5 protein-coding genes are annotated in these 11,752 nt (G+C 70.0%); 4 read left to right on the top strand and 1 reads right to left on the bottom strand.

What is annotated here, in order from left to right:
• Positions 1-7: 7 nt before the first annotated feature.
• The gene (gene recN / locus OEJ37_RS12000) at positions 8-1,657 is read left to right on the top strand and encodes a DNA repair protein RecN (RefSeq protein ID WP_263344409.1); all 1,650 of its coding nucleotides are present in this window, start codon (positions 8-10) and stop codon (positions 1,655-1,657) included.
• Positions 1,658-1,761: 104 nt separating this feature from the next.
• Here the strand turns inward: recN and glnE are convergent, their stop codons facing one another.
• The gene (gene glnE / locus OEJ37_RS11995; protein ID WP_263344408.1) at positions 1,762-4,563 is read right to left on the bottom strand and encodes a bifunctional [glutamate--ammonia ligase]-adenylyl-L-tyrosine phosphorylase/[glutamate--ammonia-ligase] adenylyltransferase; all 2,802 of its coding nucleotides are present in this window, start codon (positions 4,561-4,563) and stop codon (positions 1,762-1,764) included.
• 230 nt (positions 4,564-4,793) lie between these two features.
• Here glnE and OEJ37_RS11990 point away from each other — a divergent pair, with 230 nt between their 5' ends.
• From OEJ37_RS11990 to tldD, 3 genes are all read left to right on the top strand, one after another.
• Positions 4,794-8,993 carry a YhdP family protein gene (locus OEJ37_RS11990; RefSeq protein ID WP_263344407.1) on the top strand — a complete coding sequence of 1,400 codons (4,200 nt, stop codon included), beginning with the start codon at positions 4,794-4,796 and terminating at the stop codon, positions 8,991-8,993.
• A 51-nt stretch (positions 8,994-9,044) separates the two neighbouring features.
• Positions 9,045-9,872: a carbon-nitrogen hydrolase family protein gene (locus OEJ37_RS11985; RefSeq protein ID WP_263344406.1), complete on the top strand. Its 828-nt coding sequence runs from the start codon at positions 9,045-9,047 to the stop codon at positions 9,870-9,872.
• Between the two features lie 85 nt (positions 9,873-9,957).
• On the top strand, positions 9,958-11,424 hold the full coding sequence (gene tldD / locus OEJ37_RS11980) for a metalloprotease TldD (protein WP_174383753.1): 1,467 nt from the start codon (positions 9,958-9,960) through the stop codon (positions 11,422-11,424).
• Positions 11,425-11,752: the final 328 nt, after the last annotated feature.

Raw genomic sequence — 11,752 nt, 5'->3', positions numbered from 1 at the left:
CGACACCATGCTCCGCCACCTCTCGATCCGCGACTTCGTCATCGTGGCCGCGCTCGATCTCGAATTCGACAGCGGCTTTTCCGTCTTTTCCGGCGAAACCGGCGCCGGGAAATCGATCCTGATCGACGCCCTCGCCCTCGCGCTCGGCGAACGTGCCGACGCAAGCGTCGTGCGCACCGGCTGCGGCCGCGCCGACATCACGGCCGAATTCACGCCGCACGACCGCGTCGCGCGCTGGCTCGACGAACACGCGTTCGACGCCGAGGACACCGTGATGCTGCGCCGCGTGATCGACGCGAACGGCCGTTCGCGCGCGTTCATCAACGGCACCAGCGCGACACTCGCGCAACTGCGCGAACTCGGCGAGATGCTCGTCGACATCCACGGCCAGCACGCGCACCAGTTGCTGATGCGGCCCGATGCGCAGCGCGAGCTGTTCGACACGCACGCGGGGCTCGTCGCCGATGCCGCGAACGTCGCGCGCGCGTGGCGCGTCTGGCGCGACGCGACGCAGGCGATCGACGCCGCGAAGGCGCACGAGCGCGAGCTGCAGCTCGAACGCGAAAAGCTCGCATGGCAACTCGCCGAACTCGACAAGCTCGCGCCGCAAGCCGGCGAATGGGACGAAGTCAGCAACGAGCACAAGCGCCTGTCGCATTCGGCAAACCTGATCGAAGGCGTGCGCGGCGCGCTCAACGCGCTGTCCGAATCCGACGACGCGATGCTCGCGCAGCTCGGCGCGATCGTGTCGAAGCTGCGCAGCCTCGCCGACTACGACACCGCGCTCGGCGACGCGCTCGCGTCACTCGAACCGGCCGAGATCCAGCTGCAGGAAGCCGTCTATTCGCTGTCGCACTATGCGCAGCGCGTCGATCTCGATCCCGAGCGGCTCGCGCAGGTCGAAACGCGTCTCGATGCGCTGCATTCGACCGCCCGCAAGTTCCGGCTGCCGCCCGGCACGCTGCACGAAGAACACGCGGCACGCCGCGCGCAGCTCGCCGCGCTCGACGCGGCCGCCGATCTCGGCGCGCTCGAGGCAGTGCAGGCCAAGGCGCGGGAAGCGTACCTGGCCGACGCAAAACACCTGTCGAAGGCGCGCGCGCAGGCTGCCAAGGCGCTGGGTACGGCCGTCACGGCCGGCATGCAGGAACTGTCGATGGCGGGTGGAAGTTTCGAAGTCGCGCTCGTGCCGCTCGCCGACGGCGGCCCGCACGGGCTCGAGCAGGTCGAGTTCCGGGTCGCCGGGCACCCCGGCGTGCCGCTGCGGCCGCTCGGGAAAGTCGCGTCGGGCGGCGAGCTCGCGCGGATCAGCCTCGCGCTCGCCGTGATCGCGAGCGCGGCGAGCCCGACGCCGACGCTGATCTTCGACGAAGTCGATACTGGGATCGGCGGCGGCGTCGCCGAAGTGGTCGGCCGCCTGCTGCACCAGCTCGGGCGCAACCGCCAGGTGCTGTGCGTGACGCACCTGCCGCAGGTCGCCGCGCGCGGCGACCACCACTTCCAGGTCGCGAAAGGCGCCGACGACCGCGGCGGCACGGTGTCGACGGTCGTCGCACTCGACCGGGCCAACCGGATCGAGGAAGTCGCGCGGATGCTCGGCGGGCTCGAGATCACGGCGACGACGCGCAAGCACGCGAAGGAAATGCTGGCGGCCTGACGCGGCCGTCAGACTGTCCCGCCCACGCCGAACGGGCTCGCACCGTTCGGCTTTCAGCGCGGAGCGCCTGCGGATGAAGCGCCCGCAACCCGCCCCGCCCTCGTTCAAACGTTCGTTTCAACCGCCCCGAACACACGCGTCCACAGCGCGGTCACGGCCGTCCGCTCGTCGGCCACCTCGGCCGGATCGACGCGTGCCTTCTCCATCCCGTCGAGCCGCAGCTTGTGCTGCAGCTTCCGGTACTTGCGGTAGGCCGCGCCGACGCGTTCGGCTTCGTCTTCGCCCATCAGCCCGAAGCGCGCGACCTCGCGCAGCAGCGCGATGTTGCCCGTGTTGCGGATCAGCTCGGCGTCGCTCGATGCGTGCAGCAGCACCCAGTACTGGACGATGAACTCGATGTCGACCATCCCGCCGCGATCGTGCTTCAGGTCGAACAGCTCGGTCTGGTTCGGATGGCCGGCAAACACCTTGCCGCGCATGTCGACGATCTCCTTCGCGAGCACGCCGCCGTCGCGCGGCGTCGTCAGCACCTGCTGCCGGATCGCCTCGAAGTCCGCGCCGATCTGCGCGTCGCCCGCGCTGTAGCGGGCGCGCGTCAGCGCCTGGTGCTCCCACACCCACGCGGTGTTCGCGGCGTCGCCCTCGCGCAACTGGTAGCGGCGGAACGCGTCGAGATCGGTGACGAGCAGCCCGGCCTCGCCGTTCGGCCGCAACCGCAGGTCGATGTCGAACAGCGCGCCCGCGCCGGTCGCCGTCGTGAGCCACGTGATGAGTCGCCGCGTGAAGGTCGTGTAGACGTCCGCCGAACGCTCGTCGGGGTCGTCGTACAGGAAGATCAGGTCGAGATCCGATGCGTAGCCGAGCTCCTTGCCGCCCAGCTTGCCGTACGCGATCACCGCGAATTTCGGCACGTCGCGATGGCGCTTCGCGAGCTGCGACCAGACGACCTCGATCGTCACGTCGAGCACCGCATCGGCCAGCTCGGACAGCCGGTCGCTCACGTGCTCGACCGAAAGCTGCCCGGCAAGATCGATCAGCAGGATCCGGAACACCTCGGCGTGTTGCGCGTGCCGCAGCAGGTCCATCTGTTGCTCGGGGCCGTCGGCTGCCGCGAGGCGCGCGCGCAGCGCATCCTTGAACACGGGCCAGTCGAACGGGCTCGCGATCGCCTCGTCGTCGAGCAGTTCGTCGAGCAGCTGCGGGTGGCGGATCAGGTAACCGCCGCCCCAGCGCGTCGCGCCGAGCACCGACAGCACGCGGTCGAGCGCGGCAGGATATTCGGTCAGCAGCGCGAGATAGACGCCGCGCCGGCTGACCGTCTCGAGCAGGTCGAACAGGCGCACGATCGTGTCGTCGCGGCGCGCGGCGTCGATCCGCGGCGCGGCCTCGAGCGCCCGCTGCGCGACACGGTCGAAGCGGTGCCGGCTCTTTTCCGGCAGGCCCGTGTAGCGCGACGATTGCCAGATCGCGCGCAGCCGCGCGAGCACCGCCGCCGGATCGGCGAAGCCGAGGCCGTCGAGGCGGGCCGCGAGCGCGTCGTCCTCGCCGTCGTCGGCGAGCGCGCCGCTCCAGATCCACGCGGCGGCCGTCTCTTCGCCCGCGCCGCACGGCGCACCGTTCACCTTGTCGGCGAAGATCTGGTCGAACTGCGCCTCGACGAAGTTCCGGTACTCGTCCAGCACCGTCATCAGCGCCGCATAGTCGGCAAAGCCGAGCGACGCGGCCAGCGCCGCGCGTTCATCGGGCTCGACCGGCATCGCGTGCGTCTGCGCGTCGTTGCGGTACTGCAGCCGGTGCTCGAGCGTACGCAGGAAGTTGTAGGCGTCGGTCAGGCCGGCGCGCACGTCCTCGCCGATCAGCCCGCGCGCCTGCGCATGGCGCAGCACCGCGAGCGTCGGCCGCACGCGGAACTCCGCATCCTGGCCGCCGCGGATCAGCTGGAACACCTGCGCGCTGAACTCGATCTCGCGGATCCCGCCGCGGCCGAGCTTGATGTCGTCGGCCTTGTCGGGCCGCATCGACGCACGGCGCGCGGCTTCCTGCCGAATCTGCTGGTGCAGCGAACGGATCGCGCCGATCACGCCGAAATCGAGATAGCGGCGGTACACGAACGGCTTGACGATCGACTCGAGCTGCGACTCCAGCCGCCGCGCCGCGCCGCTGTCGCCTTCCGACACGAGCCGCCCCTTGATCCACGCATAGCGCTCCCACTCGCGCCCCTGCACGTAGAAATATTCCTCGAGCATCCCGAGGCTGCACACGAGCGGCCCCGAATCGCCATTCGGGCGCAACCGCATGTCGACGCGAAACACATAGCCGTCGGCCGTGACCTCGGACAGCACGCCGATCAGGCGCCGGCCGAGCCGCGTGAAGTATTCCTGCGTGGACAGCGGCGCGCGCGCGCCGCCGGTCGTCTCGCCGTCGTCCTCGTATACGAAGATCAGGTCGATGTCCGACGACACGTTCAGCTCGCGGCCGCCGAGCTTGCCCATCCCGACCACGCCAAGCACGACGCGCTGGCCGTCGGCGCCGCGCGGCTCGCCGTACTGCGCCTCGAGTTCAGCCGACAGCAGCGCGAGCGAGCGCTGCACGGCCACTTCGGCGAGATCGGTCATCGCGCCCGTCACCTCGGCGACGTCCGCCAGCCCGCGCAGGTCGCGCTCCGCGACCGCGCCGAACGCCTCGGCGCGCAGTTGCCGCAGCGCGCGCTTCAGTTGCTCCTCGGACGGCGCGGCCGCGCCGTCCGGCATCGCGAGCAGTTCGGTGAGGCGCGCATCGAGCTGCGCGCGGGCGAGCGGCGCGGCGGCCCACGCGGCGACCTGCTCGGCCAGCGCGGGCCGCGCGGCGGCCGCGCGCGCGATATAACGGGAATAGGACGTGCTGATCAGGGCGGAAGCGTCGGTCATCGAGAAGCGGGCCTGGCGGTAAGGCCGGCCGGCGCGGGCATACGCGTGCGCGCCCCGCTGCCGGCCGGCCCCATGGACTCGGCGCGGCATCGCGGGACGCGCTTGCGTCCGCCGCGAAACCGCGCGCCGGAAAGCCCGTGCCGTGCTGCCGCAACGGCCGCCGGCACGAACCCATGTGATACATTTCAACGTCAATCTGCAAAACTACCATATCGCCGCCCGTCCGCCGCATGTCCGACCGTCAGGAATCCGCCGTAGCTGCGCCCGAAGCGGGACCTCCGAAGCACGATCATCCGGTCCTGCGTCGCGTGTTCAAGGTGACGCTGGCAGTCGGGATCGGCACTTACTTCGTTGCGGCCGGCGCGTTCCTCGGGCTGCGCTACGTGCTGCTGCCCCGCATCGACGAATTCCGCCCGCGCATCGAGCGCGTCGTGTCCGACAAGCTCCACGCGCAGCTTTCGATCGGCAAGCTTTCCCCGAACTGGTCCGGCATGCAGCCGGGCGTCGAACTCACGAACCTGACAATCCGCGGCCGTGACGGCAAGGTCGCGCTGTCGGTGCCGCACGCGACGGCCGCGCTGTCGTGGATGTCGCTGTTGCGGCTGTCGCCCGCGCTGTCGAGCCTGATCGTCGACCAGCCCGACCTCGTCGTCGCGCGTGCGGCCGACGGCTCGCTGAGCGTCGCGGGCGTCGGCGTGGCGACCACCCACGGCGGCAACGACACGTTCGGCACGTGGCTGCTGAAGCAGGAAGCGATCGTGCTGCGCGGCGGCGTGCTGCGCTGGCGCGACGCGCAGCACGCCGCACCGGAGCTCGTGCTGTCGGGCATCCGGATCGCGGTGCTCAACGACGGCCGCGTGCACCGGGCCGCGCTGCAGGCGCCCGCGAACGGCACGCTGCTGCTCGGCCCGCTCGATTTCCGCGCGCGCTTCACGCACAAGGCGCTCGCGCCGGTCGGCAAGCCGTCGAACTGGACCGGCGACGCGTACCTGTCGACCGGCCCGGTCGACCTGCAGACGCTCGCCCGCTACCTCGACATACCGCTCACGATCCATGCGGGCCGAATCGACAACGCGATCTGGGCAACCTTCCGCGACGGCCGGCTGCGCTCGGCGGGCGGCGACCTGCAGGGCGCCGACGTCACGCTGCGCGTGCGGCCGACGCAGCCGCGGCTCGACGTGCCGGCGGTCGGCTTCGGCTGGGACATGGCGATGGACACGGGGCACGACTACACGCTGCACCTGTCGCGCTTCCACGCGGAACTCGGCCAGCCGCCGCTGCCGGACGGCACGCCGCTCGCCCGCTCGCTCGCGCTGTCGACGCTGACGGCCCGCTACCGCGTGCCGACGGCCAGCCAGGGGCAACTGATCAGCGTCGTCGGCGACCGCGTCGATCTCGGCATCCTCAGCGAGTTCATCCGCGGGCTGCCGCTGCCGGCGCGCCTGCGCAACGAGCTGATCAAGCTCGACCCGCGCGGGATGGTGTCGAACTATCACATCGAGGTCGAGCGCGCGAAACCCGCGCGGGCCGAGCTCGCCGACGAGGAGCGGCGCACCGGCGCCGCGCCGATCGTCCGCTACCGCTTCCTCGGCGACCTGCAGGGCATCAGCTTCGCCGCGCAGGAGCCGCCGCCCGGCCTGTCGCCGCGCGGCCACCCGCGTGCCGGCTGGCCGGGCGTCGAGAACCTGTGGGGCCGCGTCGATGCGAACGAGACGGGCGGCGCCGCGCATTTCGACACGGTCAACGCGGCCGTCACGGTGCCCGGCGAATTCGACGAACCGCGCCTGACGTTCGACCGGCTGCGCGGCAACGCCAAATGGGTAATCACGCCCGCGCCAGGCGACAAGCACGCACGCGTCGACGTGACGCTGCCCGATCTGCTCGTCTCGAACCCCGATGCGGAAATCGCGGTGTCAGGCTCGTACACGAACCCCGGCCACGGCCGCGGCTCGCTCGACCTGCGCGCCGATTTCACTCGCGCGTCGGTGGCGCGCATTCCGCGCTACCTGCCGACCGGGATGTCCGAGCATCTGCGCGACTATCTCGGCCACGCGCTGCAGGACGGCAAGGTGACCAAGGGCGCGTCGATCGTCGCCCGCGGCCCGCTCGAGAAATTCCCGTTCGAACACGAGCCGGACGCCGGCGTGTTCCACATCGTCGCGCCGTTCACCGGCGGCCGCTTCGAACCGACGCCGTACCCGCCGCGCAAGCTCGCGAACGGCACGCCGAGCGTCTGGCCGGCGCTCGACGGGATCGACGGCGTGTTCGAGCTCGCACAGAACAAGCTGCGCTTCGACATCGATCGCGCGCACTACAAACGCGTCGCGATGACGAAGGTTGCGGGCCGCATCGACGATCTCGGCCGCCCGGCCGATTCGCCGCTCGTGATCGAAGGTCATGCGAACGGCCCGCTCGCCGACTTGCTCGATTACGCGGACAACAGCTCGCTCGGCGCGATGAGCGGCCACCTGGCGCAGCGGATCGACGCGCAGGGCTCCGCGGCGCTGTCGCTCATGCTGACGATTCCGCAGCGCATCGCGCACAAGCACACGGCCATCGAAGGCGCGCTCGCGTTCGGCGGCAACACGCTGTCGACCAGCGGCGTGCCGCCGTTGTCCGCGCTGCGCGGCAGCGTCCGGTTCACCGAGGCCGGCGCTTCGCTGCACGACCTGTCGGGGCGCTTCCTCGGCGGCCCGGTGCGCGCGAACGGCAGCTTCCAGTCGCACGGCCCGTACGCGGTGGACGTCGACGGCAAGCTCGCGCTCGACGCCGCGCGCGGGTTGAACCTGCACGGCGCGGCCGCGGCGCTGCTCGAGCATGTGGTCGGCGACGCGCCGTACAAGGTCGCGGTGCGCGGCGCGCCGGGCCGCCTGCCCGACGTCACCGCGCGCTCCGACCTGACGGGCGTCGCGCTGAACTTCCCGGCGCCGTTCGCGAAGGCGGCCGGCACGCCGATGCCGTTCAGCTTCACGCTGCAGCCGGCGCCGCAGGCCGACGGCAAGCGCCTCGAGCACGCCGACCTGACGCTCGGCCCCGTGACGGCGACCTACCTGCTCGACGCGACGCGCGGCCAGCCGCTGCGCGCGGTGCGCGGCGCGATGGGTATCCACCGGATGCCCGACATGCCGCAGGAAGGCGTGAGCGCGGCCGTCGACGTCGACGAACTCGATGCCGACGCGTGGCTTGCGCTCGCCCGCACGCTGAAGCCCGACACGCCGCGTGCGCCGGAGCCGCAGGCACCGGCGCGCGTCGATCTCGCGAGTTTCGCGCCGAAGCGCTTCGCGCTCCACTTCGGCACGCTGAAGCTGCTCAAGCGCAACTGGGAAAACGTGATCGTCGGCGCGTCGCACGTCGACGAGCTGTGGCAGGCGAACATCGCGTCGAACCAGGTGTCGGGCTACCTGTCGTGGGCGCCGGGCGGCGGCCACAACGGCGCGGGCGTGTTGAACGCGCGGCTCGCGAAGCTCGTGATTCCGGACAGCGCGCAGCACGACCTCGTCGGCCGCGCGATGAACCTGCCGACGCCGACCGATCGTCCGATACCGTCGATCGACCTGATCGTCGACCAGGTCGTCGCGCGCGACCACGACATCGGCCGCCTCGTCGTCAACGCGCGCAACATCGACGAAGACGGCACGCCCGTGTGGCAGCTCGACAAGCTGGAGCTGTCGAACCCCGCCGCGAAACTGACGGCCACCGGCAACTGGCGCACGTCGCGCCGCGCGCTCGCCCGCGGCGCCGACGAAAACGATGCGCCGCGCCGCACCGTGTTCGACTTCAAGCTCGACATCGACAACGCGGGCGCGCTGCTCGACCGCGTCGGCCTGCCACGCACGCTCGCGGACGGACACGGCACGGTAACGGGCAAGGTCGGCTGGCGCGGCGGCCCGACCGCGGTCGACTTCCCGTCGCTCGGCGGCCAGGTCTCAGTCGACCTCGAACACGGGCAGATCCTGAAGGTCGATCCGGGCGCCGCGAAGCTGCTCGGCGTGCTGAGCCTGCAAAGCCTCGCGCGCTTCCTGACGCTGAATTTCCGCGACGTGGTCGGCAAGGGGCTGCCGTTCGACAAGATCACGGGCACCGGCCGGATCTCGAACGGCATCGCGCGCACCGACGACTTCTCGATGACGACGGCGCCCGCGAACGTGACGGTGCGCGGCGCGGTCGACCTCGGCACCGAGACGCAGGATCTGCACGCGCACGTCGCACCGAAGATCGGTGCCGGCACGGCGGCGATCGCGGCCGCGATCATCAATCCGCTGCTCGGCGTCGGCGTGCTGGCCGCGAACTACGCGCTGTCGGAAACGCTGTCGCACGCGTTCGCGCTCGACTACGCGATCACGGGCTCGTGGGCGCACCCGCACATCGAGCGGGTGCGGGGCGATCAGGGTAAGATGAATCACGGTCCGGCCGATGCGACGAGCCACTGAGTTTCGCGCGCTGCCGGGCCGCACCCCATTTATGACGCAACCGATCCCGCGATGACCGACCACACCCGTTCCGCCACGTCCTTTCGGGTCGCCGCGCTGCAGATGGTGAGCACGCCGGACGTCACGCGCAATCTCGCCGAAGCCCGCCGCCTGATCGCGGAAGCGGCCGGCGAAGGCGCGCAGCTCGTGCTGCTGCCCGAGTATTTCTGCTTCATGGGCCACCGCGATACCGACAAGCTCGCACTCGCCGAACCCTACCAGGACGGCCCGATCCAGCGCTTCCTCGCGGACGCCGCGCGCCGCCACGGCATCTGGGTGATCGGCGGCACGCTGCCGCTGAAGGCGCCGGAACCCGATCGCGTGCTGAACACGACGCTCGTGTTCGATCCGTCCGGCAACGAGGCCGCGCGCTACGACAAGATCCACCTGTTCAACTTCGAGAAAGGCGACGAGTCGTTCGACGAGGCGCGCACGATCCGCGCGGGCGATACGGTCGTCACGTTCGACGCGCCGTTCGGGCGGGTCGGCCTGTCGGTCTGTTACGATCTGCGCTTTCCCGAGCTGTATCGCAGGATGGGCGACTGCGCGCTGATCGTCGTGCCGTCGGCGTTTACGTATACGACGGGCCGCGCGCACTGGGAAACGCTGCTGCGCGCGCGGGCCGTCGAGAACCAGTGCTACGTGCTCGCGGCCGCACAGGGCGGCAAGCACGAGAACGGCCGGCGCACTTGGGGCCACAGCGTGCTGATCGACCCGTGGGGCGAGATCGTCGCGGTCCGCGACGTGGGCGCGAGCGTCGTGTTCGGCGCAATCGATCCGCAGCGCATCGCCGACGTGCGCCAGAGCCTGCCCGCGTGGCGGCACCGCGTGCTGACCTGAATTCGCCGCACCGCTTGAAACGCCGCGCGGCCAACCCATCTGCCCAGAAGCACCCGACAACTTTTTGAGAAACCCCGATATCCGCATGAACATCATCGAACCCGGCATCCGCAACCTCGCGCTGGCGAAGGACATCCTGCTCACGCCGTACGGCCTCGACGAAAGCCTGCTCACGCGCACGATCGCCGACATCTTCACGCATCGCGTCGACTATGCGGACCTGTACTTCCAGGCGACCCGCAGCGAAGCGTGGAGCCTCGAGGAAGGCATCGTCAAGTCGGGCAGCTTCAGCATCGACCAGGGTGTCGGCGTGCGCGCGGTCGCGGGCGACCGCACCGCATTCGCGTATTCGGACGACCTGTCGCCGGAAGCGATCGCGCAGGCGGCCGCGGCCACCAAGGCGATCGCGGCGGCCGGCGGCGGCCGGCAGAAAATCAAGGCGGCGACGTCGCTGAAGGGCATCTCGGGCCGCGACCTGTACCTGCCGTCCGATCCGCTCGCGTCGCTCGACGCGACGGCCAAGGTCAAGCTGCTCGAGCGCATCGAGCAGATGGCGCGCGGCCGCGACCCGCGCATCACGCAGGTGATGGCCGGCCTCGCGGGCGAATACGACGTCGTGCTCGTCGCGCGCAGCGACGGCGCGCTCGCGGCCGACATCCGCCCGCTCGTGCGCGTGTCGGTCACGGTGATCGCCGAACAGAACGGCCGCCGCGAGATCGGCTCCGGCGGCGGCGGCGGCCGCTTCGACTACGGCTACTTCACCGATGAAGTCCTGTCGCGCTACGTCGACGACGCCGTGCACGCGGCACTCGTCAACCTCGACGCACGCCCCGCGCCGGCCGGCGCGATGACGGTCGTGCTCGGGCCGGGCTGGCCGGGCGTGCTGCTGCACGAGGCAATCGGCCACGGCCTCGAGGGCGACTTCAACCGCAAGGGCTCGTCGGCATTCGCGGGCCGGATCGGCGAACAGGTCGCCGCAAAGGGCGTAACCGTCGTCGACGACGGCACGCTGCCGAACCGCCGCGGGTCGCTGAATATCGACGACGAAGGCAACCCGACGCAATGCACGACGCTGATCGAGGACGGCATCCTGAAGGGCTACATCCAGGACACGCTGAACGCGCGCCTGATGAAGATGCCGATCACGGGCAACGCGCGGCGCGAGTCGTACGCGGCGCTGCCGATGCCGCGCATGACGAACACGTACATGCTGAATGGCGACAAGGATCCGCAGGAAATCATCGCGTCGGTGAAGAACGGCCTGTACGCGGTGAACTTCGGCGGCGGTCAGGTCGACATCACGAACGGCAAGTTCGTGTTTTCGGCGTCCGAGGCGTACATGATCGAAAACGGCAAGATCACGTACCCGGTGAAGGGCGCGACGCTGATCGGCAGCGGCCCCGAATCGCTGAAGTACGTAAGCATGATCGGCAACGACATGTCGCTCGACACGGGCGTCGGCGTGTGCGGCAAGGAAGGCCAGAGCGTGCCGGTCGGCGTCGGCCAACCGACCCTGCGGATCGACAAGATGACGGTCGGCGGTACGGCGTAACCGCATCGCGGCGCAGACAATCCGCGCATTTTGAAGAAAACACGCGGATTGTCCGCATTTTTGACCTCTCCCGGTTGCCAGCCGCTCGGCGACGGGGTATAAACTGCGAATCAACTTTTTTGACGAACCGAATCTCCGTCATGTCCGCCAAGTTTTATTTTTACTTTTTTTGGTATCTCAGACCGCTGGCGGATCGAGAGGGTTGATGGCGCGTAAAGCGCAACCGAAATTCCCGAAAAAACCGCCGGCGAACCCGGCGGTTTTTTTTCGCCCTTCGCCAGCCGGTCGCCGCAGCAGCAGTCCTGCGGCCCCGACCGAAATCACTGAA

The organism is Burkholderia sp. BKH01, from assembly GCF_025685725.1.
Lineage (GTDB): Bacteria > Pseudomonadota > Gammaproteobacteria > Burkholderiales > Burkholderiaceae > Burkholderia > Burkholderia pyrrocinia_C.
Note: the sequence above shows the minus strand (reverse complement) of the source record. Positions and strands in the feature narration are given on the sequence as shown.

Coding starts and splice junctions, on each gene's coding strand:
- recN (WP_263344409.1), top strand. CDS start 8: ATGCTCCGCCACCTCTCGATCCGCGACTTCGTCATCGTGGCCGCGCTC.
- glnE (WP_263344408.1), bottom strand. CDS start 4,563: ATGACCGACGCTTCCGCCCTGATCAGCACGTCCTATTCCCGTTATATC.
- OEJ37_RS11990 (WP_263344407.1), top strand. CDS start 4,794: ATGTCCGACCGTCAGGAATCCGCCGTAGCTGCGCCCGAAGCGGGACCT.
- OEJ37_RS11985 (WP_263344406.1), top strand. CDS start 9,045: ATGACCGACCACACCCGTTCCGCCACGTCCTTTCGGGTCGCCGCGCTG.
- tldD (WP_174383753.1), top strand. CDS start 9,958: ATGAACATCATCGAACCCGGCATCCGCAACCTCGCGCTGGCGAAGGAC.